Source organism: Mycolicibacterium neoaurum (genome assembly GCF_036946495.1).
Classification (GTDB): domain Bacteria; phylum Actinomycetota; class Actinomycetes; order Mycobacteriales; family Mycobacteriaceae; genus Mycobacterium; species Mycobacterium neoaurum_B.
The window spans coordinates 1090792-1115566 of record NZ_JAQIIX010000002.1; the positions used below are offsets into that span (position 1 = coordinate 1090792).

A 24775-nucleotide genomic window follows, 5' to 3' on the forward strand; every position below is an offset into this window, starting at 1 on the left:
GGAAAGTGAACGCGAGGTGAACAGGTACAGCTAGTTCACAGCTGGGCGGGCATAGGCGATATCGGCACTGAAAACCTCGAACCCCAGGCGGCGATAGGTTTTGACCGCCGCGGTGTTGTCGCCCTCGACATAGAGCGTGACATCCGCCTCAGCACCGAGTCGACCGGCCAGATGATGTAACCCCAGCAAAGTCAGTTCGGCTCCGAGACCGCGCCCCTGGGCCGCCGGGTCCACACCGACGACGTACACCTCCCCCAACGACGGATCGTGCACCTTCGTCCAGTGGAAGCCCAGCAACCGGGCGCCCTCGTAGGCCAGGAACAGTCCCTGCGGATCGAACCAGGATTCGGCGCGCCGTTCGGCGATATCGGCCTCGGTCCAGCCGCCCTGTTCGGGATGCCAGGAGAATGCGGCGTTGTTGACGCGCAGCAGCTCCTGATCGTCGGCCGGTCCGGCGTAGGTGCGTACGTCATGCGCGGGCGACAACGGCGGCAGATCGGCCAGCGGGCGGCGCATCTGGAGCAGTTCGCGCACGGGTTGCAGCCCCAGCGTGGCGGCGGTGGCGCGCGCGGCCGGGAGGTCGCCGTGCGCCCAGATGCGGGTGTCGGCACTCCCTGCGTCCAGACCGGTGCCGATCAGTTGTGCCCCGATACCGCGACGACGGAAGTCCGGATGCACCACCGCCTCGGCCATGCTCGCACTCAGGTTCAGGTAGCCCACCACATCGTCGCCATCGACGGCCAGCAGGTGCCGGGTCTCATCGCGGCCGAGTTCACGTAACACCTGGTCCCCCACCGGAGCCACGCCGTCACTGGCCGTGGCGGCAGCGATCAGCTCGGTGATGCGGGACCGGTCGTCGACGGACAGACCGCTGCGCCATTCGATCACTGGCCATGCAGGGGTCCGAACGACCCTGCCGCCGAACCGAATTCGGACTCACCGAGATCTGCTTCCAGTTCGCCGCCGAACTCCTCGTCCAGATCGTCCTCGGTGGCCGGCGCCGGGGCGCGGCCGCGGGCCGGCCGGACCGCCTTGTACCCGACGTTGCGCACGGTTCCGATCAGCGCCTCGTACTCGGGCCCGAGCTTGGCGCGCAGCCGCCGGACGTGGACGTCGACGGTGCGGGTGCCACCGAAGAAGTCGTACCCCCACACCTCCTGGAGCAACTGCGCACGGGTGAACACCCGACCCGCATGCTGGGCCAGATACTTCAGCAGCTCGAATTCCTTGTAGGTGAGATCCAGCGGCCGCCCCCGCAGCCGCGCCGTGTAGGTGCCCTCGTCGATGACCAACTCCCCGAGGGTGACCTTGCCCACGCTCTCCTGGTCGGCGACGCCGCCGCGGCGGCCGATCAGCAGCCGCAACCGGGCATCGATCTCGGCCGGGCCGGTACCGGGCAGCAGGATCTCATCCAGCCCCCACTCGACATTGACCGCGACCAGACCGCCCTCGTTGACCACGGCCACGACCGGGATCGAGGTGCCGGTGGTCCCGAGCAGCCGGCACAACCCACGGGCCGCCGCCAGGTCGGTGCGCGCATCGACGATCGCGATATCGGCGGTTCCGGCCTCCAGCAGCGAGGACACCTCGGTGGGGGCGGTGCGCACGTTATGGGCCAACAGCGACAGTGACGGCAACACGGTGTCGGGATGCGGATCCACGGTCAGCAGTAACAGTTCCACGGTGCCCTCCCGTCATCGCCCTGCGGTGTCGTGGACTTCCCCTGGACAACGGTGTCGGAGGTCATCTTCCAGATTCATGACTGACACGTGGCCGTTACGACCGACGATCGCCCCACAATACCGTGCCACCTGGCAGTTAGCAGACCGGAACCGGCGGGTGCCCGTCCGGACGCACGGCTGTGCGACAGAATGTGGCGGTGCGCAAGATGCTGATCGGGGCCATCTCGACCGTCGTGGCGGTGGTTGTCGGGGCTGTCGGCACCGATTTCGGAGCCGCCATCTACGCCGAGTACCGCCTCGCCCGCAGCGTGCGCATCGCCAATCATCTGGACTTCGACCCATGGGTCAGCATCCTGGGCTTCCCGTTCGCCACCCAGGCTCGCGCGCACCGCTACCAGGAGCTGGAGATCCGGGCCGCCGGCGTCGAACACCCGGTCACTGGGAAGGTGTCGCTGGAGGCCACGTTGCACGATATCGACATCACCGACACCGGATGGCTGATCGGGCCCGACGCGCGCCTGCCCGTCGGCAAGGTCGAGAGCCGGGTCATCCTGGACTCCACCCATATCGGCCGGTACATCGGCATGAAGGACCTACTGGTGGAGGCGCCCACCCGCGAGACCGAGGACGGATCCCCCGGGGTGACCGAGTCCGGCATCTCCAGCGGCCAGGATCTGGTGTTCACCGGCACGCCCGATGGTTTCGACAAACGCGTCAGCGTCGCGGTGGACCTGTCGCTGGCCGATCCCGGCGACACCACCCTGGTGATGACGCCCACCGGGGTACTGACCGGCCCCGGCACCGCCGACGAGGCGGTACCCGAGGACCAGACAGCCGATGTGCTCGACGCGTTCGCCGGCCGCATCCCCGGCCAGCGTCTACCGTTCGGTCTGCAGCCCACCACCGCGGGGGCGCGCGGCTCCGATCTGATCATCGAGGGCATCGCCGAAGGACTAACCATCGACCTGGACGGGTTCAGACAGTCATGAACACTTCGATGGCCGTCGTGATCGTGGTGGTGATCGCGGTGCTCGGGCTCGGCTACATCGTCGGCAAGCTGGTCTCGTTGCGTTCGGGGATGTTGCGCGCCGCCGACGAAGCCACCTCGATCGACACCGGCGGCCTCGGTCTGTCCACCGAGGGCCCGACCATCCTGCACTTCACCGCCACCTGGTGCGGTCCGTGTGCGGCGGTCCGGCGGGTTGTCGACCAGGTCATCGCCGAAGAGGCCGCTCAGGGAAACACGGTCGCCCATGTGGAGATCGACATGGACGAGAATCCCGAGGCGGCACGGCGGCTTTCGGTGCTGTCGTTGCCGACGACGGTCATCTTCGACACCGGTGGGCATCCGCGCTACCGCACGACCGGTGTCCCCAAGGCCGCTGACCTGCGCTCGGCCCTGCAGCCTCTATTGGCCTGACGGCGGGGCGAACGGGTACCATGTCGGTCGTGACCGCCCGTCTTGAGCTGATGCTCACGAAACGCCGCGCAGTTGATCTGTGCCGCACGGCGGGTTGTTGCTGTTGTTGTCGTAGCTGCTGAGTAGCCGCGCCCCCTTTCTTGGTGCGCATGCTCGCGGAGGCGCCCTCGTGGTCTGCCCCAGCCCAGTCCAGCCAAGCAACAGGAGCACTCACATGCCAACCGACCAGATCGATCAGGTAGACGTCCGCGGCCCCCGCTTCGTCGCCTGGGTGACCACCGCCATCCTGATCGTCACGCTGCTCGTCTCGGCGGTCAGCGTGCCGGCGGCAGCGGTCATCCTCGGCCTGCAGACCGTCGTGTTCGCCATCGGCGCCACCGCCGGACCGCGTCGCCATCCTTACGGCCGGGTCTACGCCGCGCTGATCGCGCCGCGCCGCGGACCGGTCACCGAACGCGAACCGGTCCCGCCGCTGAAATTCGCCCAGCTCGTCGGGTTCGCGTTCGGGCTGGCAGGCACGCTCGGTTTCGCCGCGGGATTCCCGACGGTCGGCCTCGTGGCCACCGCGTTCGCTCTGTTCGCCGCGTTCCTCAACGCCGCCTTCGGCATCTGCCTCGGCTGCCAGATCTACCCGCTCGTCGCGCGGTTCCGCCGCGTTCCCGCCCGCCCCTGACTCACCAACGACACGCTTCACCAACCGAAAGGAACCACTTCATGGCACGCTCCGACGTCCTGGTCTCCACCGACTGGGCCGAGAGCAATCTCGACGCACCGAACACGGTGTTCGTCGAGGTCGACGAGGACACCTCCGCCTACGAGGGCGGGCACATCGCCGGCGCCGTCCGCATCGACTGGAAGACCGAGCTGCAGGACCAGGTCAAGCGCGACTTCGTCGATCAGCAGCAGTTCTCGAAGCTGCTGTCGGACAAGGGCATCGCCAACGATGACACCGTCATCCTCTACGGCGGCAACAACAACTGGTTCGCCGCCTACGCCTACTGGTACTTCAAGCTCTATGGCCACGAGAACGTCAAGCTGCTCGACGGTGGCCGCAAGAAGTGGGAGCTCGACGGACGCCCGCTGGTCACCGACGTCCCCGACCGTCCCGCCACCTCGTACACCGCAAAGGCGCCCAACAACGACATCCGCGCCTTCCGCGACGAGGTGATCTCCGCCATCGGTGAGAAGAACCTGGTCGACGTGCGCTCCCCCGACGAGTTCTCCGGCAAGATCCTCGCCCCGGCGCACCTGCCGCAGGAGCAGAGCCAGCGCGCCGGCCACATCCCGACCGCCATCAACGTGCCGTGGAGCAAGGCGGCCAACGAGGACGGCACCTTCAAGTCGGATGAGGATCTGGCCAAGCTGTACGCCGACGCCGGCCTGGACGGCGAGAAGCTGACCATCGCCTACTGCCGCATCGGCGAGCGGTCCTCGCACACCTGGTTCGTGCTGCAGGAGCTGCTCGGCCACAAGAACGTCAAGAACTACGACGGTAGTTGGACGGAATACGGCTCCCTGGTGGGTGCCCCGATCGAGTTGGGAAGTTGATATGTGCTCTGCCCCTAAACAAGGACTGACCTTGCCCGCCGGCGTCGACCTGGAGAAGGAAACCGTCATCACCGGTCGCGTGGTCGACGGCTCCGGCCAGGCCGTGGGCGGTGCCTTCGTCCGGCTGCTCGACGGCTCCGACGAGTTCACCGCCGAGGTCGTCGCATCGGCCACCGGTGACTTCCGCTTCTTCGCGGCGCCGGGCAGCTGGACGCTGCGTGCCCTCTCGCCCGCCGGAAACGGTGATGCCAGCATCAGCCCGACCGGTGCAGGCATCCACGAGATCGACGTCAAGGTCGCTTAGTCAAGATCGCTCAGTCGATTGTGCGGTGGCACCGCGCCCGGGCCTCGGCTCGAGCGCGGTGCCCATCGGCGGTTAGGATCATCCCGTGGTTCTGTTCTTCGAATTCCTGCTCGTGGTGGCCGTCGTCGTCATCACCTGGTTCGCGCTCTACGCCGTCTACCGGCTCGTCACCGACGAGGGGTGAGCGGTCCGAGGCCTTCGGACGGCGAGTCCGTTGCCCCCGGGTCGGGTGACCGGGCGGTAGCTGCTGCGGCCGAACGGGCCAAGATCACCGCCGGCCGCAACATCCCTGCCTTCGACGACCTCCCGATTCCCGCCGATACCGCCAACCTGCGCGAGGGCGCCGATCTGCACGACGGTCTGCTGGCGCTGCTCCCCCTCGTCGGGGTGTGGCGTGGCACCGGCGAGGGTCGCGACAGCGCGGGTGACTATCACTTCGGCCAGCAGATCATCGTCTCCCACGACGGCGGGGACTATCTGAACTGGGATTCCCGCTCGTGGCGGTTGTCGGACACCGGTGAGTACGTCGGCCCCGCGTTGCGTGAGACCGGTTACTGGCGGTTCGTCAGCGACCCCGCCGACCCCGACGAAACCCAGGCGATCGAGCTGCTACTGGCCCACGCGTCGGGTTATATCGAACTCTTCTACGGCACCCCGCTGAACCAGGCTTCCTGGGAGCTGGCCACCGATGCGCTGGCCCGCAGCAAGTCCGGGCAGTTGGTCGGCGGCGCGAAGCGGCTCTACGGCATCGTCGAGGGCGGCGATCTGGCCTATGTCGAGGAACGCGTCGACGCCGACGGCGGTCTGGTGCCACACCTGTCGGCGCGGCTCACCCGCTTCATCGGCTGAGCCCTTCCACCACAGACGCGAGGCTGCCCCGGAAACGGAGCAGCCCCCGAGCCGTTTGATCTTGGTTGGACCAACCAAGGGCTCGGGGGCCGGGTGGCTACTTGGTATTCGCCAGCGCTCGCAGGGTGCGCGAAACGCGTGTGCGAAGAGCCAAGACGCTCATCACACTCCTGGTGCTGCTAGCTAGCAGCCACCTCACTTGTCCGTATGTCACTCAATTTCTCGGACCACCTCCCTTCCTGTGTACGAGCGACCGTACTCCCGAAACCGGGGTCCGACAACCGATTTAGCCGGTGATCGCGCTCTCGACCAATCGGGCCAGGTCGTCGGCACCAGGCGCGAGCGCCAGCGTCACCCCGTCCAGGGTGTGCACCCTGGCGGCCAGCGTCACCGCCGATAGCAACCAAACACCTTGCGCAGCAACAAGATCAGCCACCGTCAGGGGCCGCCAGCTACAACGCGGGGCGATATCGAACAACGCCGCCACCGTCGTGCCCGCCAGGATCGGCAGCGTGGGCGGCGGACTCAGCAGCATTTCGCCCATAGCGATCACGACCGACGACCGCGGCCCCTCCAGCACCGTGCCCGCCGCATCGACGAAGATGACATCGTCGGCACCACGGGCCTGCGCATGCCGCAATGCCGCCGAGTTCACGGCGTAGGACAGTGATTTCGCACCGGCGATCCGCCCCCGCGGCCCGGGATCGAGGGTTATCGCCGCCACCCCGTCGCGCCGTGCCCGCATGGCCCGCTCCGGCAGATCCGAGACCGTCACGAAAGAGAGCCGCGGCCCGTGCACCAGTCGCAGGACACCGTCGCCGGGACCATGCGCCAGGGCCACGTCGACGGCGGCCCGCCAGCGCTGCGGGTCAGGGACGGGAAGCCCGACCAGCTCAGCCGACGCCGCGAGCCGACTCAGGTGGGCTGCCAGCAGACAGGGGGTACCCGCGCGCAGCAGCACCGTCTCGAACACCCCGGCGCCACGGACCAGCATGGGGTCGGTGGCACCGATCAGCGGGGTGGACGGAGACCACACCACACCGTCCAGTGTCACCACCACGTCGGCGGATCGAGGGGGCATCCGGGCAGCGTAGCGGTCGTAGCATGGACGCATGTCTGCCGTTCCTGCCCCCGAAACAGGTCCCGACGCCGGCGCGGTCTGGCACTACGGCGATCCCCTCGGCGAGCAGCGGGCCGCGGCCACCGCCGCGGTCGTGGTGGACCGTTCGCACCGGGCCACGCTGCAATTGACCGGCGGTGAGCGTAAGAGCTGGTTGCATACCATCTCCAGCCAACACGTCAGCGGGCTTCCCGACGGTGCGGTGGCCGAGAACCTGAGTCTCGACGGCCAGGGACGTGTCGAAGACCACTGGCTGCAGACCCAGCTCGACGGGGTCACCGTGCTGGACACCGAACCCTGGCGCGGAGAACCGTTGCTGGACTTCCTGCGCAAGATGATCTTCTGGGCCGATGTGGTCGTCGACCCCGCCGACCTCGCGGTGCTCTCGCTCATCGGTCCCGCCGTACCGAAGGCGCTCGCCGATCTCGGCCTGGTGGTGCCGTCCGCACCGTGGACCGCGACACCGTTGCCCGACGGCGGCTTCCTGCGCGCGGTGTTCGCCGACGAGTTCGACCTGGTGGTACCGCGGGCCGACAAACAGGACTGGCTGTCCCGGCTCGACGGCGTGGGCGTCCGGCCGGCCGGGGTGTGGACCTACGAGGCACACCGGGTGAGCGCGCTGCGGCCCCGCCTCGGCGTGGACACCGACGAACGCACCATCCCCCACGAGGTGGGCTGGATCGGCGGGCCCGGCCAGGGCGCGGTGCACCTGGAGAAGGGTTGCTACCGCGGCCAGGAGACCGTTGCCCGGGTGCACAACCTCGGCAAGCCGCCGCGGATGCTGGTGCTCGTGCAACTCGACGGTTCCGTCGACCGTCCGGCCACCGGCGACCCGCTGCTGACCGGCGGCCGTGCGGTGGGTCGCCTCGGCACCGTCGTCGACCATGTCGACGACGGCCCGATCGCCTTGGCGCTGGTCAAACGCGGCATTCCGGCCGATACGGCACTCGTCACCGGGGGTGAGGTCGAGGTCGCCGCGGCGATCGAAGCCGAGTCGATGCCCGACACCGAGCATGTCGGCGCGGGCAGGTTGGCGGTCGAGAAGCTACGCGGCACCCGCTGACACCGCTGGCAGGTAGGGCCTACCAGCGGTCCGCCCCGAGGCACGGTAAGGTATCGGCAGGACAATAAACACACTCAGATCGGAGCCGCCTGCACGTTGGGCCGCTCCGTTATTGCGCGAGGGGGTCCCCTATGGGCCGCGGCCGGGCTAAGGCAAAGCAGACCAAGGTTGCTCGAGACCTGAAATACAACACGCCAGAGACTGATTTCGAGCGGCTTCAGCGCGAACTGTCCAACGGCGGTCGCAGCAGCGGCGGTGCCGACGACTTCAACGGCAGCGCCGATGATTTCGGTGGGCCCGTCGATCGCTATGCCGACGAGGACGACTGGCGTCGCTGACGCCGGCCGGCGTCCCCGCGGCCGGCGACCCTCGACGGGTCACTAAAACCGCGGGTGACGCCCCACGAGCTGAGCTCGAACCCCATCCTTTGCGCCCTTGGCCACCGTCCCCACCGGCCAGCACGCGAGGTGGCGAGCGGTGAGAATCGCCAGCGCGCGGTCGGTGTCCTCCGGCGCGACGATGGCGACCATTCCGACGCCCATGTTGAACGTCCGTTCCATTTCGGCACGCTCGATGCGCCCGCGCTGGGCGATCATGCCGAAGACGGGCGCCGGGGTCCAGGTGCCGCGATCCAGTTCGGCCACCAAGCCGGGCGGGATGATGCGCTCCAGATTGCCCGCGAACCCGCCACCGGTGATGTGGCAGAACGTGCGCACCTGCGTCTCTGCCGCCAGCGCCAGGCAGTCCTTGGCGTAGATGTAGGTGGGCTCCAGCAGCTCCTCACCGAGGGTGCGGCCGAACTCCTCCACGTGGCCCGACAGGTCCATCCGGTCGATCTCCAGGAGGACCTTGCGCGCCAGCGAGTAGCCGTTGGAGTGCAGACCGGTGGATGCCATCGCGATGATCACATCGCCGGGCTTGACCCGGTCCGGCCCGAGCACGTTATCGGCCTCCACGACGCCCACACCGGTGGCAGAGATGTCGTAGTGGTCGGGTTCCATCAGACCGGGATGCTCGGCCGTCTCTCCGCCGAGCAGGGCGCAGCCGGCCAGCACGCAGCCGTCGGCGATACCCGAGACGATCGCGGCGACGCGTTCCGGCACGGTCCGTCCCACCGCGATGTAGTCCTGCAGGAACAGCGGCTCGGCACCGCACACGACCAGATCGTCGACGACCATGGCGACCAGGTCCAGACCGACGGTGTCGTGCTTGTCCATCGCCTGCGCGATGGCCAGCTTGGTGCCCACCCCGTCGGTCGAGGACGCCAGTAACGGCTCGCGGTACCCATCCCGCAGGGCGAACAGCCCGGCGAACCCGCCGAGGCCACCGCGCACCTCCGGCCGGGTCGCCCGCTTGGCGAGCGGTTTGAACAGCTCGACGGCGCGATCGCCCGCCTCGATGTCCACGCCGGCGGTTGCATAGGAAATACCGTGTTGTTCGTCGTGTCCCTGACCCATGTCAGCGACCCGCCCGTTGAAGCTCGCTCATCGGGCCCAAGGCTACCCGGTCGGCGTCCGCCGATCGCATCCTGCAGACCCGACCCGCTCACGCCGCAGCTGTGAGACCGTGACCGGTCATGACCAGATTGTGTGGGGCACTGCTCGTCGGGATGTTGTCGTTGGGTTGGCCGGCTCCCGCGGCGGCCACCCCCGGGGAGGGTGTGCAGGGACGCGTCCTGGTGCAATCCACCGGTGACGGCCAGGACTTCGTGACCAAGGAGCTGACCATCGCTCCCGGCGGCAGCACGGGCTGGCACTGGCATCCCGGGCAGGTGTACGGCGTGATCCGGTCCGGGACGTTGACCCACTACTCGGCCGACTGTTCCGTCGACGGGACCTACCCGGCGGGCAACGCCATCACCGAGACCGTCGGGCCAGGCTATGTGCACGAGGGACGCAACCTGGGCCCCGACCCGCTGGTGATGTGGGTGGGCTACATCGTGCCCGCAGGCTCCCCACTGGCCAACTCGGTGGACAACCCGGGCTGCCCGTTCGAATGATCCGGCCCTAGAGCGCCATCACGGCCGACGCACGGCGTCCGCGTTGTCCCCGCCTGCGTTCGTCGATTCCAGCGGGAGGCCGTTGCGCGCGGCACTGGCCAGCATGTGCTCGATGACGTTCTTGCCCAGCGCGGACTCCCCGGGGAGTTCGATCGGGTAGTCGCCGTCGAAACATGCCGAGCACAGCCGCGATGCGGGCTGTTCGGTCGCGGCCACCATGCCGTGGTGGCTGATATAGCCCAGGGTGTCGGCGCCGATCGCCCGCCGGACACCTTCCAGCATCTCCGACTCGTCGGCGGAATTGCTGGCGGCGTTGGCGATCAGTTCGGCGGGGGTGGCGAAGTCGATCCCGTAGAAGCACGGCCACTTCACCGGCGGGGACGCGATCCGGACGTGGACCTCCACCGCCCCTGCCTCACGCAGCATCCTGATCAGTGCCCGCTGGGTGTTACCGCGCACGATCGAGTCGTCGACGACGATCAGCCGTTTCCCGCGGATCACCTCTTTGAGCGGGTTGAGCTTGAGCCGGATGCCCAGCTGGCGAATGGTCTGCGAGGGCTGGATGAAGGTGCGGCCCACGTAGGCGTTCTTCATCAGGCCCTGGCCGTAGGGAATGCCGGAGCCCTGGGCGTAACCGACGGCGGCCGGGATGCCCGATTCGGGGACGCCGATCACCAGGTCGGCCTCGACGGGATTCTCGGCGGCCAGCCGGCGGCCGATGTCCACGCGGGTGGCGTGGACCGAGCGGCCACCGATGACGCTGTCGGGCCGGGCCAGGTAGACGTATTCGAAGACGCAGCCCTTGGGGGTCGGGTTGGCGAACCGGGTGGACCGCACGCCGTCGGCATCGATGGCCAGGAGTTCGCCGGGCTCGATATCGCGCACGAAGGAGGCGCCGACGATGTCGAGGGCGGCGGTCTCCGAGGCCACCACCCAGCCACGGTCGAGGCGGCCCAGCGACAGCGGCCGCACACCGTGCGGGTCGCGGGCGGCGTAGAGGGTGTTCTCGTCCATGAAGGTCAGGCAGAACGCACCGCGCACGGTGGGCAGCAGCGCCAGCGCCGCCTGTTCGAGGGTGGAGTCGGCGGCACCGTGCGCCAGCAGCGCGCCGAGGATGTCGGAGTCGGTGGTGGCGGCCGGCGCGCCGCGGGTGTCGATCAGGCCGGCAGACCGGGCGCGGGTCGCCAATTCGGCGGTGTTGACCAGGTTGCCGTTGTGACCGAGGGCGACACCGGTGCCCGCGGCGGTGTTGCGGAAGACCGGCTGGGCGTTCTCCCACGTCGTCGAGCCGGTGGTCGAGTAGCGGCAGTGCCCGACGGCGACGTGCCCGTGCATGGCGGCCAGGGTCTGCTCGTCGAAGACCTGGCTGACCAGACCCAGATCCTTGAAGACGAGGACCTGGGCACCGTCGGCAACGGCGATACCGGCGGCTTCCTGGCCGCGGTGCTGCAAGGCGTAGAGCCCGTAATACGTGAGCTTGGCCACGTCTTCGCCGGGAGCCCAGACGCCGAAGACGCCGCACTCCTCTTTGGGGTCGGTCTCGTCAGGCTCTACCGGCGCGGAGGTCACGATGGCTGCTCCCTGGGGGCTGGGGGTGACGGGGCCAGTCTACGGTCATCGGTGCCGAAAAACTCAACAGCAAGATGGTTTTCGCCACATCCGGACGGGGGTTTACCCCGTTCCGCGGCCTGTATCCGGCAACTACCGTCAGCCGACGTGTGGAATTTAGTGACGAAGGTCGCATTTCGGTTCTGCGTCCTGTACTTCGGAATGTTCTGCCTGTGGTTCGCCCAGATCACCTTCGTGTTCGCCGGGGTCCTCGCGCTGTGGTTGCCGCCGAATGCGGTGAACTGGCAGATGTTGATGACCGATCCGGTCAACATCTGGGTGGGCCGCACGGTGTTCGGCGTCGACGCCGCGCTCCGCCGGGATTCCCACAGCGGCGACCAGGCCGCGATCTGGGTGTCGATCCTGTGTCTGCTGATCGTCGCCGCGTTCGGCACCGCGCTGTGGTCGGTGTTGGACCGGCGGCGGACCGATTACGCCCGGCCGGCGGTCTGGTTCACGGTCTTCCTACGGCTGTGCTTGGGCGGGCAGATGCTGTTGTACGGGTTCGCGAAGCTGATCCCCACCCAGATGCAGGCCCCGCCGCTGGCGGCCCTGGTGCAGCCCCTCGGTGAGTTCAGCCCGATGTCGATGCTGTGGCTGCAGGTCGGCACCTCCCATCCCTACGAGATGGCGCTCGGCGCGGTGGAGGTGACGGCGGGCGTGCTGCTGTTCTGGCCGCGCACCGCCGTGCTGGGCGCAGTGTTGAGCCTGCTCAGCATGGGCCAGGTGTTCCTGCTGAACATGGCCTTCGACGTCCCGGTGAAGATCCTCTCGTTGCACCTGATGCTGATCAGCATCGTGCTTCTCGCCCCGCACCTGCGGCGTCTCATCGATGTGTTCGTGCGCCACCGTGCTGTGCCGGCGGCACCGGTGCCACGACTGTTCACATCCGAGCGCGCCAACCGCATCGCCACCGCCGTACAGATCGGGCTCGGGGTCTGGATCGGCGTCGGTCAGGCCGTACTCGGCTGGCAGGCATGGCATCAATACGGTGACGGACGAGACAAACCCGAGCTCTACGGGATCTGGACGGTCACCGAGTTCCGCGTCGACCAGCGGCAGGCGCCACCGTTGACCACCGACCGATTTCGTTGGCAGCGAATGATTTTCGACACCGAAGGAGTGGTGACGATCCAGTGGATGGACGGCCGCCTGCGCGACGCACCGCTGCAGTTCGAGCCCGGGCAGCGGCATCTCACGATCATGACCCCGCTCCCGGAACCGGACGGTGTGACCGCTCCGGCGGCAGATCCTGCCGAGTTCGCCGAGTTCGATGTCACCGGGCCCGCATCGGATCGCCTGGAGCTGTCCGGCACGGTGCAGGGGCGCCCGGTCACCATGGAGCTCGAATCCGTTGACCTGGAAAGCTTTCCGCTGCGCAACCGGGGTTTCCACTGGGTGCAGGAATACCCATACATGCGCTAGTCGGGCAGGGTGACCAGCGGGAGCGCGTCGGCGATCTCGGCGGCCCGCGAGCCCGAGAGATGCAGTCGGGGATCGGTCATCGCGGTCAGACCGGTGACCAGACGCAGCCAGGTGTGCGGATCGGTCTCCACCACATTGGGCGGCGTTCCGCGGGTATGCCGGGGACCGGCGATGCACTGCACGGCGACGAACGGCGGAACCCGCACCTCGACGCTGGCACCGGGGGCGGCCGCGGCCAGGGTGCGTGCGGTCAGCCGCACGGCGGCGGCGATATCGGTCCGGGCCGGCGCGGGTTGGGTCTCGTCGCGCAACCAGTGCGCCACGGCCAATACCGCGGCGCGTGTCTCTGCCGGATCGGCAGTGCGACGGGCCACCATCGGAATAGTGTCGCAAAGTGGCTTTCGTCGACCGGTCGGCACCGCCGTACCGGGTGGCTGGTGCGGTGGCCCTGGTGCTGCTCGCCGCCGCCGGCGTGCTGCTCTACCAGCAGTTCCGCGGTGAGTTCCGCTCGCGTGTCGAGCTCACGTTGGTCGCACCGCGCGCCGGTCTCGTGGTGGATCCGGGCACCAAGGTCACGCTCAACGGGGTCGAGATCGGGCGCGTCGGCCGGATCGCGCCGACCCAGACCGGTCAGGCCCGGCTGACGCTGCTGGTCGATCCGCGGTACCTGTCATTGCTGCCCGCCAACATCGGGGCAGAAATCAAGGCCACCACCGTGTTCGGAAACAAGTACGTGGCCTTGGCCGCGCCACGGCATCCGGTCGGCCCGCGTGCCAGGGCGCACGACGAGATCACCGCCACCTGGGTCAGTACCGAATTCAACTCCCTGTTCGAAACGGTGCTCGCCATCGCCGAGCGGGTCGATCCGGTGCAGCTGAACCGGACGCTGACCGCGACCGCCCAGGCGCTGGACGGTCGCGGTGCAGGCTTCGGCGCATCGCTGTCCGATGGCAACGCCATCCTGACATCGCTCAACGAGCAGGTGCCCCAGTTCCGCCGCGACGTCCGTGCGGTGACGGCGCTGGCCGACGTGTACGCCGAGGCCGGTCCCGATCTGTTCGACGGCCTGGCGACCGCGGCCACCACGGCAAAGTCCCTCGACGTCGAACGCCACGCCCTCGATGCAGCCTTGTTTGCCGCGGTCGGCATCGGGGGCACCGGCACCGACATCCTGGAGCGCGGCGGACCGTATCTGGTGCGCGGGGTCCAGGATCTCCTTCCCACCGCGACGCTGTTCGACTATTACAGTCCGCAACTGCTGTGCACGCTGCGCAACTATCACGATGCGGCACCGCTGATGGCCCAGGTCTTCGGTGGGGACAACGGATTCTCGCTGGACTCGGCGGGCACCATCTTCGGCCTCGGCGGGGTCGGCAATCCCTATGTGTACCCGGACAACCTGCCGAGGGTGAACGCCCGCGGGGGCCCGGGTGGCCGTCCCGGCTGCTGGCAGAAGATCACCAGGGAGCTCTGGCCCGCACCATATCTGGTGATGGACACCGGGTTGTCGATCGCGCCCTACAACCACGTGGAGCTGGGATCGCCGATATTCACCGAGTATGTGTGGGGCAGGCAGGTCGGCGCACCGACGATCAATCCCTGACGCGTTCGCCGTGGCCGCGGTCCCAGCCGCGTTCCAGCCCGGCCCTGATCCGCTCGGTATCCGCGGCGGTCCATCCTGGCGGTGGTGCCACCGCGGCCCACCCGTCGAGCACGGTGTCGCCGTAGTTGTGTCCGTGCCCGTCGGGGACACCGGACGCATTCGTCATATCGGCGCTCACCTGCCAGAACGTCACGATCGGATACCAGCGCATCGACGCCGTGCGATCGGCGCCACGCGGTTCTGTCAACCAATCAGGCCGGGAGAACACGAGATTCGGTGACCACCAGACCACCGGATCGGAGGCGTGTTGCAGGAACAGCACCCTGGTGCCCTCCCACGGCGGTGCGGCGGTCCTGGCCACCTCGGCGGGATCGTAGGCCGGGGAGAAACGCACGGTTCGGCCGTTGTCATAGCGGGGCTCGACCTCGGTGCTGCCCGGGTCCCGGCGCTGCACCAGACCGCTCCACAACGAACTCTCGTGCGGCGGACCGACCCACAGCACGGCGGAGAAATCCTTCTCCGCGATATCGGGTAACCAATCGAAGGCCCCCTGCCCGCCGTAGGAGCCCAGACTCTCGCCGTACAACAGCAGTGCCGGGCGACGGTTCTCGGGCAGCGCGGCCCAGCGGTCGTGCACACCGGCGATCATGGCGCGCGCCGAGTCGACGGACTTCTCCCGGTCACCCAGGAACGAGATCCAGCTCGGCAGATACGAATACTGCATCGCGACGAGTGCGGTGTCACCGTTGTACATGGCTTCGATGGCGTCGGCGGCCGCCGGATTCACCCAGCCGGTACCGGTGGTGGGGATCAGCACCAGCACCGCGCGGTCGAAGGCATCGGTGCGCTCGAGCTCGCTGAGCAACACCGCCACCCGCTGCTCATCGGTCTCGGCGGTCTGCAGTCCCGCGTACACCCGGATCGGCTCACGCGCCGGTCGTCCGTTCAGAGCGGTCAGGTCGGCCGCGGCCGGACCGCCCGAGACGAAGCTACGGCCCTGATATCCCAGGGAATCCCAGGACGCGAACGAGGCCGGGCTGCCGGATCGCTGGCTTGCCGAGGGCTGACTGACCCCAGGGGCACTGGTCGCATTCTGCGGCTGGAACACCTGGCTGGCGCCGGCCAGGAAGCCCCGGTAGAGCACACCATTGGCCAACATGACGCACAGCACCACCACAACGGCGGTGCCGATGAAGAACGCCACCTCGCTGTGCAGATGCCAGCGCCGGATCAAAGTGCGGGCAATGAGTTTCACCAGGTCGACCAGTACCCGCCACGTCGCGATGCACGCCGCGGCGACCAGCACCGCCAGCACCAGGGTGCGCATATAGCCCGGGGTTGCGGGCCCCTCGATACCCATCAGCGCCGACACCTGGCGCTGCCAGCGGGCCGCGGGCACCAGCATGACCACCGGGGCAGTCAGCGCACCGGCGACCGTCACGACCTTCATGGCGCGCAGGACCGGCGGGCGCGGTGGCCACCAGGCACGTCCGCGAAGGACGAAGCGCCGCAGCAGCTTTGCCGCCAGCACACCGAGGCCGTAACCGATGGCGGCGTTGATCCCGCCGATCAAGCCGGCGAACAGCCAGTCCCTCGGTAGCAGTGACGGCGTCAGCGAGATACAGAAGAACAGTGCACCGACGGCAATGCCGACGAAATCGAGTCGGACCAAGCTCCAGCCCCATACCAGTACGGGGTGCCGGACCGAGGTCCGCTCGATCACCCGAACAACCCGGGCAGCACGCCCTCGGAGGTGGCTCGCAGTTCGTCGAGCGTGATGCTGAACTGGCCCTGGACTTCCAGGGAGTCGCTGCCCTCGTCCGAGACGCCCACCCGGTCCACCGGCAGCCCGCGTGCCTCGCACATGGACCGGAACCGGCTCTCCTCGGTGCGCGGCACCGCCACCAGAACCCGGCCCGCCGATTCGGAGAACAGGAAGACGAAGGGATCCACCCCCTCGGGCAGCACCACCCGAGCACCGGTCCCGCCGGCCAGGGCTGCCTCGACGATCGCCTGGATCAATCCGCCTTCGCTCAGATCATGTGCTGCCGAGACCAATCCGTCCCGCGATGCCGCGGTCAGCACCTCCGCGAGCAGCTTTTCCCGTGCCAGGTCGACCTTCGGCGGCACGCCGCCGAGGTGATCAGCGGTGACCTGCGCCCAGATCGATCCGTCGAACTCGTCGCGGGTGTCACCGAGTAACAGCAGCGTCTCACCGGGTTCGTTGCCGAGCCCGGTGGGGATGCGCCGGGCGACATCGTCGATGACCCCGAGCACACCGACCACCGGGGTCGGCAGGATCGCGGTGCTCCCGGTCTGGTTGTAGAAGCTCACGTTGCCGCCGGTGACGGGGATGCCAAGGGCCGCACAGCCGTCGGCGAGTCCACGGACGGCCTGGGAGAACTGCCACATCACACCGGGGTCCTCCGGCGAGCCGAAGTTCAGGCAGTTGGTCACCGCGACCGGGGTGGCCCCGGTGACCGCCACGTTGCGGTAGGCCTCGGCGAGTGCCAGCTGTGCGCCCGTGTACGGGTCGAGCTGGGTGTAGCGGCCCGAGGCGTCGGTCGAGATGGCGACACCGCGGCCGGTCTGCTCGTCGATACGCAGCACACCACCGTCGGCGTGCTCGGCCAGCACGGTGTTACCGCGCACATAGCGGTCGTACTGCTCGGTGATGAACGCGCGACTGCACAGGTGCGGGCTGCCCAGCAATGCCAGCAGGGTCGCCTTGAGCTCCTCACCGGTGGCCGGACGCGCCAGCTTGGCCGAGGTGTCGGCGATCAGCGCGTCCTGGGTCTCCGGGCGGGCGACAGGACGCTGGTACACCGGGCCCTCGTGGGCGACGGTGCGCGGCGGCACGTCCACGACGGTCTCGCCATGCCAGGTGATCTCGAGGCGGTCGCCATCGGTGACCTCACCGATGACGCTGGCCAGCACATCCCATTTTCGGCAGACGGCAAGGAATTTCTCGACGTTCTCCGGTGTGACGACCGCACACATCCGTTCCTGCGATTCGCTGGACAGGATCTCGGCCGGGGTCATATCGGCGGCGCGCTGCGGGACCGCATCCAGCTCCACCCGCATGCCGCCGTCGCCTGCCGAGGCCAATTCAGAAGTGGCGCAGGACAATCCGGCACCGCCGAGATCCTGGATACCGACCACCAGGTCGGCGGCGTAGAGCTCGAGGCAGCACTCGATGAGCACCTTCTCCATGAAGGGATCACCGACCTGCACGGCGGGCAGCTTCTTGCGGCCCGGGCCCGAGCCCTCGTCGCCACCGAAGGTCTCACTGGCCAGCACCGACACACCGCCGATACCGTCCAGCCCGGTGCGGGCGCCGAACAGGATGATCTTGTTCCCGGTGCCCGAGGCGAAGGCCAGGTGCAGGTCCTCCTTGCGCAGCACGCCCACACACAGCGCGTTCACCAACGGGTTGCCCGCGTACGACGGGTCGAAGACCGTCTCGCCGCCGATATTGGGCAGACCCAGGGAGTTGCCGTAACCGCCGATACCGCGCACCACGCCGTCGAGCACCCGGCGGGTGTCGGGGGCGTCGGCCGCGCCGAAGCGCAATTGATCCATCACCGCGACCGGGCGGGCGCCCATGGCCATGATGTCGCGGACGATGCCGCCGACACCGGTGGCCGCACCCTGATAGGGCTCCACATAGGACGGGTGGTTGTGCGATTCGACCTTGAAGGTGACCGCCCAGCCGTCGCCGATGTCGACCACGCCGGCGTTCTCGCCGATCCCGGCCAGCATGCCTGCGCGCATCTCGTCGGTGGTGGTCTCACCGAAATAGCGCAGATGCACCTTGGAGGACTTGTAGGAGCAGTGTTCACTCCACATCACCGAGTACATGGCCAGCTCGGCGTCGGTCGGGCGGCGGCCGAGAATCTCGCGTATCCGCTGGTACTCGTCGTCCTTGAGGCCCAGTTCCCGGAAGGGCTGGGGGTGGTCGGGCGACGCTGCGGCGCGCTCGACGGTATCGATTTCCTGCGGGTGCGCGGATGTCACCCGAACAGTTTATTCGGTCCGCGTCCCCGGTGACGCCGCGCCGCCACCGGGGACCTCACCCGGTGGGGATCAGTGCCCGCCCGAGACGCAGAACGCGTTGCCGTCCGGATCGGAAAGCACCACCCAGCGGAACGCGTCGCCGATAGCGTGCCTCCCGGTCTCGGTGGCACCGAGACCGATCAGCCGCGTCACCTCGGCCTCCAGATCGGGCGCCGAGAAATCCACATGCACCCGGTTCTTGCCTGCCGTCGGGTCCGGCACGCGCTGGAAACCGAGCCGGGGACCGCTCGGCAGCACCACCATGACGAATTCGCCGGGCATCTCGGCGTTGAGGGTGCCGTCGGTGGCCTCGGTCCACCATTGGGCGAGGCGGTCCGGGTCGGTGCAGTCGAACGTGATCATTTCTGGGCTGAGCGTCATGAGCGCACCCTAGAGCAGTGCTCTGACATCTCCGGTGGCATTTCCGCCCGCCCCGGATCACCGCGCGCAACCGGCACAATCGTCCTATGCAGCGGCTGGTCTTCAGTGGTCACATCGCGGGCTTCGGCACCGACGCCGGGGTCCGGTTCGTCGTGGGAGTCTGGCATTCCTCGCCGTTCGGCCGCTTCGCCGATGTGATGGTGCAGACCCGCGATGACACCCGCATCCTGCTGGCACCCAACGCCGAGATCGCCGAGTTCGTCTCGGCCACATACTCCTTCGACGAGATCAGGATTGCCCCGGTGACCGCCGATCTGGACGACGACCGATTGCGGGTCCACACCGACTGCCTCGACGTCATGGTGCGTCTCGGCGGTGCCGCCCGGTTCGACGGCCTGCTGCGGCTGGTGCCCGCACCGCTGGCACGGGCACCGTGGTGGCTGCGCCTGATCAATCCGATCGCCGCGGTGCTGGTGCCCGGCGTGCACACCGCCGGTAGTGCGGGCAACGGCAGACGCGAGTACTACGGGGTCCGTCGCACCCGGCAGATCGACTCGGTGTCGGGGACCTTCGACGGCGTCGCGCTCGGCGGGCCCGCCGATCTGCACCCGCCGGTGCGGTTCGGCTTCTCCTCCGCCCCGACCGACCCCCAACTGGTGACGGTCACCACCACGATCGACCTGCCCTGACGGACGTGACCGGGCTGTCGTGTCTCAGGCCGGTGCCAGGAACGCCTGCAAGGCGGCCGAATAACCGGCCACATCATGGGCGCCCATGATCTCGCGGGCCGAGTGCATGGCCAGCTGGGCGGCCCCGACGTCGACGGTGGGGATACCGGTACCCGCCGAGGTCATCGGCCCGATCGTCGACCCGCACGGCAGGTCAGCGCGGTGCTCGTAGCGCTGCAGTGGGACACCGGCTTGGGCACAGGCCAGCGCGAACGCCGCCGCCGTGCGCCCGTCGGTGGCATAACGCAGATTGGGGTGCACCTTGAGCACCGGGCCGCCGTTGACCTCGATCAGGTGACCGGGCTCGTGCCGCTCCGGATAGTTCGGGTGGGTGGCATGCGCCATATCGCCGGAGGCGACCATCGATTGCGAGAGCCGGCGCAGGAAGTCCTGCCGGTCACCACCGGAGGCCAGCGTGATGCGCTCCAACACCGTGAGCAGCAGATCGGACTGGGCGCCGTGATCGGACTGTGAGCCGACCTCCTCGTGATCGAAGAGCGCCAGCACCGGCACATGCCCGCTCGGCTGCGCGGCCAGCAGCGCGTGCACCCCGGCATGGCAGGTGACCTGATTGTCCAATCGCGGCGCGCTGACGAAATCCCCGTCCACCCCGGTCACCGCCGACGGGGTCAGATCGTGGGTCATCAGGTCGAAGCCGAGCACATCGGATTCGGGCACGCCGGCCTGCTCGGCGACATAGCCCACGAAGGATCGTCGCTCACCGGTGCCCCAGACGGCGTTGACATGCCGCTGCGGGTCGGGGCTGACGCCCTTTCGGTCCTCGGACAGGTGGATGGCCAGTTGCGGGACCCGAAGAATGGGTTCATCGACGCGGATCAGGCGGTCCGTCACGGTGTTCCCTGTACGTACCGACAGCCTGCCGCTGATGCCGAGATCGCGGTCCAGCCAGGAGTTCAGCCAGGCCCCGCCGTAGGGCTGGAGGGCGACCACCTGCCAGCCGGCCACGACCCGGTCGGGGTGCTGTTTGACCCGCAGGTTGGGGCTGTCGGTGTGCCCGCCGACGATCCGGAACGGCATATCGCCCGACGTCGAGTCCCAGGCCACCAGCGAACCGGCCCGCACCAGAAAGAACGTGCCGCCCGAGTCGGGCCAGGCATCGGATTCGGACAGTTCGGTGTACCCGGCGGCCGCCAGCAGCCGTGCGGCCGTCGCGCACACGTGGAACGGGGACGGTGAGGCGTCGATGAACTCACACAGGCTCTGGGGGGTAGCAGGCATCTTTTCATCTTGACCGGTGCGAGGCCGTCCGGCCGCGCTAGGGTCTGCGATGTGTCCGATCTTGTTCCACAGGCGGTGCTCGCGCCGCTGACCCCGGCGGCCATCTTCATGGTGGCCACCATCGACGACGGCGGCGAACAGATCGTGCACGATGCCCTCGGCGACATCTCGGGTTTGGTCCGCGCCATAGGTTTCCGCGATCCGACCAAGCATCTGTCGGTGATCACCTCTATCGGATCGCAGGCCTGGGACCGGTTGTTCAGCGGACCTCGACCGGCCGAACTGCATCCGTTCATCGCGCTGGAGGGGCCGCGGCACACCGCCCCGTCGACACCGGGTGATCTGTTGTTCCACCTCCGGGCCGAATCACTGGACGTGTGTTTCGAGTTGGCCGGCAAGATCGTCGCCGCCATGGACGGTGCCATCACCATCGTCGACGAAGTGCACGGATTCAAGTTCTTCGACAACCGCGACCTGCTCGGCTTCGTCGACGGCACGGAGAACCCGGATGGCCCGGTGGCGGTGAGCGCGAGCCAGATCGGCGATGAAGACCCCGATTTCGCCGGTGGTTGTTACGTGCATGTGCAGCGCTATCTGCATGACATTACGGCGTGGAACGCGCTGTCGGTCGAGGAACAAGAACGGGTGATCGGGCGCACCAAACTCGATGACATCGAACTCGACGATGCGGTCAAGCCGGCCAATTCCCATGTCGCGCTGAACGTCATCACCGACGAACAGGGCAACGAGTTGAAGATCCTGCGCCACAACATGCCCTTCGGCGAGATCGGCAAGGGCGAATTCGGGACCTACTACATCGGGTACTCGCGCACCGCAGCGGTGACCGAGCGGATGCTGCACAACATGTTCATCGGCGATCCGCCCGGCAACACCGACCGGATCCTTGAGTTCTCCACCGCGGTGACCGGCTGCCTGTTCTTCACCCCGACCGCCGATTTCCTCGACGACCCGCCGCCCATGCCCGGATCGCCCGAACCCGCCCCGGCAGCGGCGGCCGGCACGCCCACGTATTCCGGTTCACTGTCGATCGGCAGCCTGAAAGGACAACCCCAATGAACAACCTGTACCGCGAACTGGCACCGATCACCGACGAGGCGTGGGGTGAGATCGAGCAGGAGGCCACCCGCACCTTCAAACGGCATATCGCCGGACGCCGGGTTGTCGATTGCACCGGCCCGACCGGCGCCACCACCGCGGCCGTGTCCACCGGACATCTGCTGGACGTGACCTCCCCGGGTGACGGTGTCATCGCGCACCTGCGCGACAGCCGTCCGCTGGTTCGGCTGCGGGTGCCGTTCACCATCACCCGCGATGCCATCGACGATGTGGAGCGCGGCTCGCAGGACTCGGACTGGGATCCCGTCAAGGACGCCGCCAAGAAATTGGCGTTCGCCGAGGACCGGGCGATCTTCGAGGGTTACGCAGCGGCCAACATCCAGGGCATCCGAGCGGGCAGCTCGAACCCCGGTCTGGCGCTGCCCGAGGATCCGCGCGGCTATCCCGACGTGATCGCCCAGGCACTCTCGGAGCTGCGGCTGGCCGGTGTGGACGGTCCCTATTCGGTGCTGCTGTCGGCCGACGCGTACACCAAGGTCAGCGAGACCACCGAACACGGCTACCCGCTGCGCGAACACCTGAACCGGGTGGTCGACGGGGACATCATCTGGGCCCCGGCCATCGACGGTGCCTTCGTGTTGTCCACCCGCGGAGGAGATTTCGACCTACAGCTGGGCACCGACGTGTCGATCGGCTATCTGAGCCACGACGCCCAGACCGTGCAGCTGTACCTGCAGGAGACCTTCACCTTCCTGAACTACACCGCCGAGGCGTCGGTCGCGCTGTCCGCCTGATCCCCCGGGCCCGGCCCGGCTGTCTCAGCGCTTGTCCTCGGGCTCGGGTTTGAGGTGTCGCCACCAGCACGCGATGTAGATGCTCATGGAGGTGACCAGGGCAGCCACCACCCAGAGCACCACGGTGACGTCCACCCACGCGCCCATGGGTGGCGCGTCGGGCAGCGCATTGCGCAGCGGCACGACGGCGAACAGCATGGCCGCGAACCATGTCGTCATCGGCGGCTGGAACTTGCGTCGGTTGCGCAGGGTCTGCACTGCGACGACGACACCGAGCACGGCAATGGTCATCAGTGCGCCCACGATGATCGCCGCGAACGCGGCGGTGCTCGGCGACCGGTGCAGGTTCACGCGGTACGGCGAGGATGCGTCGGACTCACCGTGCGAGGGGATGCTGAACATCCAGCCGGGCACCCTGTCGACGAACGTTGCCCAGGTCGGCTCGGGAGTCCGGTCGTCGCCGCTGACCACCGAGACGGTGATGGGTCCGGAGTGATACCGGTCGAACGGATAGGCACCGGGGTCGCCGCCGATGGTCAGCGCCACCGGAAAGACACCGGGCACGGTACCCTCCGGCCAGCTGCGAGTGGTGGGCGTGACGGCCGAATAGATTGTGACACTGAGGTCTTCGGTCAGGCCCTCGGTGTCCGGATCGATCAGGCCCGGGCCCGGGGTGACGGTGACGTTGGCAACCATCTCGCCCTTGACCGCATGCACTTCCTCAAGGTCGAAGGTGACCGAGGTCTGGTCCGCCCGCGGCTGGTCGACCGGAATCTCCTGAGGGCCTCCGAGACCGGTGGCCGCGTACAGGACGATCGTCGTGACGTATGCCGCGAGGATCGCGAGGACCCCGAGCACGACACGAATCTTCATAGGGGCCCTTCCGGTGAATTGCGATTCAGGCCGTCAGCACCGCATCGAGTGCGGAGTAGAACAGGCCGAGACCGTCATCGGAGGGACCCGTCAACGGCTCGGTGGCGTGCTCCGGGTGGGGCATCAATCCGACGACGCGGCCGTTGGCCGAGCTGACCCCGGCGATACCGCGCATCGAGCCGTTGAGGTTCTCGCGGTACCGGAAGACCACCCGGCCCTCCCCCTCGAGCTCGTCGAGCACCTCCGTCGACGCCACATAACGGCCCTCGCCGGACTTCAACGGCACCAACAGATCGGCGTCCTGCTCGTAGCGGGTGGTCCACGCCGTCGAGTTCGACGCCACCTGCAGCCACACGTCGCGGCAGATGAAGTGCAGTCCCTCGTTACGGGTCAGTGCCCCCGGCAGCAGCCCCGATTCGCACAGCACCTGAAAACCGTTGCAGATGCCCAGCACCGGCAGTCCCTTGGCGGCCGCATCGACGACCGACCGCATCACCGGCGCGAAGCTGGCGATGGCACCGGCGCGCAGATAGTCACCGTAGGAGAAGCCGCCGGGTACCACGACCGCGTCGACGCCCTTGAGATCGGCGTCGGCATGCCACAGGCTGACCGCTTCCCCACCGGCCAGCCGGACCGCACGGGCGGCGTCGACATCATCGAGGGTGCCGGGGAAGGTGATGACGCCGATCTTGCCGGCTGCCCCGACGGTCACACGTCCTCCCGGCTCACCGAGAACTCCTCGATGACGGTGTTCGCCAGCAGCGACTCGGCGATCTCGTTGAGCGCCTCATCGGACACCGAATCGTCGACCTCGAGCTCGAATCGCTTGCCTTGGCGCACATCGGAAACGCCGGCGTGGCCGAGGCGGCCCAGCGCGCCGACGATGGCCTGTCCCTGCGGGTCGAGGATCTCGGCCTTGGGCATCACGTGCACTACGACGCGGGCCACGGGGGCTCCTTCTCGGGTTCGGTACGGGTCGTGAACGGTCATAACTGTACCGGCGCGC

The 24775-nt window shown here is 68.0% G+C and carries 28 protein-coding genes; 15 read left to right on the forward strand and 13 right to left on the reverse strand.

The window, feature by feature from the left end; translation table 11 throughout:
* Nucleotides 1-30: 30 nt before the first annotated feature.
* Together mshD and PGN27_RS10610 are read right to left on the reverse strand one after the other, a co-directional pair.
* Complete coding sequence (gene mshD / locus PGN27_RS10605; protein WP_335326080.1) at nt 31-888, reverse strand: mycothiol synthase; 858 nt, start codon at nt 886-888, stop codon at nt 31-33.
* Complete coding sequence (locus tag PGN27_RS10610; protein ID WP_335326081.1) at nt 885-1682, reverse strand: winged helix-turn-helix transcriptional regulator; 798 nt, start codon at nt 1680-1682, stop codon at nt 885-887. The genes mshD and PGN27_RS10610 overlap by 4 nt, the downstream gene beginning before the upstream one ends.
* Nucleotides 1683-1861: 179 nt before the next feature.
* Here PGN27_RS10610 and lmeA point away from each other — a divergent pair, with 179 nt between their 5' ends.
* The 7 genes from lmeA (at nt 1862) to PGN27_RS10640 (ending at nt 5803) form a co-directional block, all read left to right on the forward strand.
* Complete coding sequence (gene lmeA, locus PGN27_RS10615) at nt 1862-2671, forward strand: mannan chain length control protein LmeA (protein WP_335326082.1); 810 nt, start codon at nt 1862-1864, stop codon at nt 2669-2671.
* Nucleotides 2668-3102, forward strand: coding sequence for a thioredoxin family protein (locus tag PGN27_RS10620; RefSeq protein ID WP_335326083.1), 435 nt, complete (start codon nt 2668-2670; stop codon nt 3100-3102). The genes lmeA and PGN27_RS10620 overlap by 4 nt, the downstream gene beginning before the upstream one ends.
* Nucleotides 3103-3122: 20 nt before the next feature.
* Complete coding sequence (locus PGN27_RS25725; RefSeq protein WP_418888584.1) at nt 3123-3224, forward strand: Ms5788A family Cys-rich leader peptide; 102 nt, start codon at nt 3123-3125, stop codon at nt 3222-3224.
* Between the two features lie 92 nt (nt 3225-3316).
* Nucleotides 3317-3775, forward strand: a complete 459-nt coding sequence (locus PGN27_RS10625; RefSeq protein WP_335326084.1) for a DUF4395 domain-containing protein — start codon at nt 3317-3319, stop codon at nt 3773-3775.
* Between the two features lie 41 nt (nt 3776-3816).
* Complete coding sequence (locus PGN27_RS10630; RefSeq protein ID WP_335326085.1) at nt 3817-4650, forward strand: sulfurtransferase; 834 nt, start codon at nt 3817-3819, stop codon at nt 4648-4650.
* Nucleotide 4651: 1 nt separating this feature from the next.
* A complete protein-coding gene (locus PGN27_RS10635; RefSeq protein WP_023986283.1) occupies nt 4652-4954 on the forward strand; it encodes a DUF1416 domain-containing protein in 303 nt (100 codons plus the stop codon).
* Between the two features lie 180 nt (nt 4955-5134).
* Entirely contained in the window at nt 5135-5803 is a 669-nt protein-coding gene (locus tag PGN27_RS10640; protein WP_335326086.1) for a heme-binding beta-barrel domain-containing protein, read from the forward strand.
* Nucleotides 5804-6089: 286 nt separating this feature from the next.
* Here PGN27_RS10640 and PGN27_RS10645 read toward each other — a convergent pair whose 3' ends face one another.
* Nucleotides 6090-6884: an aminodeoxychorismate lyase gene (locus PGN27_RS10645; RefSeq protein ID WP_335326087.1), complete on the reverse strand. Its 795-nt coding sequence runs from the start codon at nt 6882-6884 to the stop codon at nt 6090-6092.
* A 31-nt stretch (nt 6885-6915) separates the two neighbouring features.
* Here PGN27_RS10645 and ygfZ point away from each other — a divergent pair, with 31 nt between their 5' ends.
* Nucleotides 6916-7986 (forward strand): CAF17-like 4Fe-4S cluster assembly/insertion protein YgfZ, encoded by a 1071-nt coding sequence (gene ygfZ, locus PGN27_RS10650; RefSeq protein WP_335326088.1) that lies wholly within the window; start codon nt 6916-6918, stop codon nt 7984-7986.
* A gap of 131 nt (nt 7987-8117) precedes the next feature.
* Nucleotides 8118-8324, forward strand: a complete 207-nt coding sequence (locus PGN27_RS10655) for a DUF3073 domain-containing protein (protein ID WP_030133172.1) — start codon at nt 8118-8120, stop codon at nt 8322-8324.
* Between the two features lie 42 nt (nt 8325-8366).
* Here the strand turns inward: PGN27_RS10655 and purM are convergent, their stop codons facing one another.
* Complete coding sequence (purM, locus tag PGN27_RS10660) at nt 8367-9443, reverse strand: phosphoribosylformylglycinamidine cyclo-ligase (protein ID WP_019511103.1); 1077 nt, start codon at nt 9441-9443, stop codon at nt 8367-8369.
* Nucleotides 9444-9562: 119 nt separating this feature from the next.
* Between purM and PGN27_RS10665 the strand changes: the two genes are divergently transcribed.
* Entirely contained in the window at nt 9563-9985 is a 423-nt protein-coding gene (locus PGN27_RS10665; protein WP_335326089.1) for a cupin domain-containing protein, read from the forward strand.
* Nucleotides 9986-10003: 18 nt separating this feature from the next.
* On the opposite strand, the gene purF is transcribed toward PGN27_RS10665, so the two are convergent.
* Nucleotides 10004-11554 carry an amidophosphoribosyltransferase gene (gene purF, locus PGN27_RS10670; RefSeq protein ID WP_030133170.1) on the reverse strand — a complete coding sequence of 517 codons (1551 nt, stop codon included), beginning with the start codon at nt 11552-11554 and terminating at the stop codon, nt 10004-10006.
* Nucleotides 11555-11755: 201 nt separating this feature from the next.
* On the opposite strand from purF, the gene PGN27_RS10675 reads away from it, so the two are divergent.
* A complete protein-coding gene (locus PGN27_RS10675) occupies nt 11756-13018 on the forward strand; it encodes a DoxX family protein (RefSeq protein WP_335328703.1) in 1263 nt (420 codons plus the stop codon).
* On the opposite strand, the gene PGN27_RS10680 is transcribed toward PGN27_RS10675, so the two are convergent.
* Nucleotides 13015-13395 carry a sterol carrier family protein gene (locus tag PGN27_RS10680; protein ID WP_335326090.1) on the reverse strand — a complete coding sequence of 127 codons (381 nt, stop codon included), beginning with the start codon at nt 13393-13395 and terminating at the stop codon, nt 13015-13017. The genes PGN27_RS10675 and PGN27_RS10680 overlap by 4 nt on opposite strands.
* Nucleotides 13396-13412: 17 nt before the next feature.
* On the opposite strand from PGN27_RS10680, the gene PGN27_RS10685 reads away from it, so the two are divergent.
* A complete protein-coding gene (locus tag PGN27_RS10685) occupies nt 13413-14621 on the forward strand; it encodes an MCE family protein (RefSeq protein ID WP_335326091.1) in 1209 nt (402 codons plus the stop codon).
* Here the strand turns inward: PGN27_RS10685 and PGN27_RS10690 are convergent.
* The 3 genes from PGN27_RS10690 to PGN27_RS10700 all read right to left on the reverse strand — a co-directional run bounded on the left by PGN27_RS10690 (nt 14611) and on the right by PGN27_RS10700 (nt 19058).
* Complete coding sequence (locus tag PGN27_RS10690) at nt 14611-16344, reverse strand: alpha/beta hydrolase (RefSeq protein WP_335326092.1); 1734 nt, start codon at nt 16342-16344, stop codon at nt 14611-14613. The genes PGN27_RS10685 and PGN27_RS10690 overlap by 11 nt on opposite strands.
* Complete coding sequence (purL, locus tag PGN27_RS10695; protein ID WP_335326093.1) at nt 16341-18638, reverse strand: phosphoribosylformylglycinamidine synthase subunit PurL; 2298 nt, start codon at nt 18636-18638, stop codon at nt 16341-16343. The genes PGN27_RS10690 and purL overlap by 4 nt, the downstream gene beginning before the upstream one ends.
* A gap of 69 nt (nt 18639-18707) precedes the next feature.
* Nucleotides 18708-19058: a VOC family protein gene (locus PGN27_RS10700; RefSeq protein WP_335326094.1), complete on the reverse strand. Its 351-nt coding sequence runs from the start codon at nt 19056-19058 to the stop codon at nt 18708-18710.
* An 86-nt stretch (nt 19059-19144) separates the two neighbouring features.
* Between PGN27_RS10700 and PGN27_RS10705 the strand changes: the two genes are divergently transcribed.
* A complete protein-coding gene (locus PGN27_RS10705; protein WP_335326095.1) occupies nt 19145-19747 on the forward strand; it encodes a hypothetical protein in 603 nt (200 codons plus the stop codon).
* Between the two features lie 24 nt (nt 19748-19771).
* Here the strand turns inward: PGN27_RS10705 and PGN27_RS10710 are convergent, their stop codons facing one another.
* Nucleotides 19772-21025: a M18 family aminopeptidase gene (locus PGN27_RS10710; protein ID WP_335326096.1), complete on the reverse strand. Its 1254-nt coding sequence runs from the start codon at nt 21023-21025 to the stop codon at nt 19772-19774.
* A gap of 108 nt (nt 21026-21133) precedes the next feature.
* Between PGN27_RS10710 and PGN27_RS10715 the strand changes: the two genes are divergently transcribed.
* Nucleotides 21134-22102, forward strand: coding sequence for a Dyp-type peroxidase (locus tag PGN27_RS10715; protein ID WP_418888652.1), 969 nt, complete (start codon nt 21134-21136; stop codon nt 22100-22102).
* Entirely contained in the window at nt 22099-22896 is a 798-nt protein-coding gene (locus tag PGN27_RS10720) for a family 1 encapsulin nanocompartment shell protein (protein WP_335326098.1), read from the forward strand. Before PGN27_RS10715 ends, PGN27_RS10720 begins: the two co-directional genes overlap by 4 nt.
* A 24-nt stretch (nt 22897-22920) precedes the next feature.
* Here PGN27_RS10720 and PGN27_RS10725 read toward each other — a convergent pair whose 3' ends face one another.
* From PGN27_RS10725 to purS, 3 genes are read right to left on the reverse strand one after another with little or no spacing between them, the layout of a single operon-like run.
* Nucleotides 22921-23769 carry a DUF4436 domain-containing protein gene (locus PGN27_RS10725; protein WP_335326099.1) on the reverse strand — a complete coding sequence of 283 codons (849 nt, stop codon included), beginning with the start codon at nt 23767-23769 and terminating at the stop codon, nt 22921-22923.
* Between the two features lie 25 nt (nt 23770-23794).
* Nucleotides 23795-24481 (reverse strand): phosphoribosylformylglycinamidine synthase subunit PurQ, encoded by a 687-nt coding sequence (gene purQ, locus PGN27_RS10730; protein ID WP_335326100.1) that lies wholly within the window; start codon nt 24479-24481, stop codon nt 23795-23797.
* Nucleotides 24478-24717, reverse strand: a complete 240-nt coding sequence (gene purS / locus PGN27_RS10735) for a phosphoribosylformylglycinamidine synthase subunit PurS (protein ID WP_335326101.1) — start codon at nt 24715-24717, stop codon at nt 24478-24480. The genes purQ and purS overlap by 4 nt, the downstream gene beginning before the upstream one ends.
* Nucleotides 24718-24775: the final 58 nt, after the last annotated feature.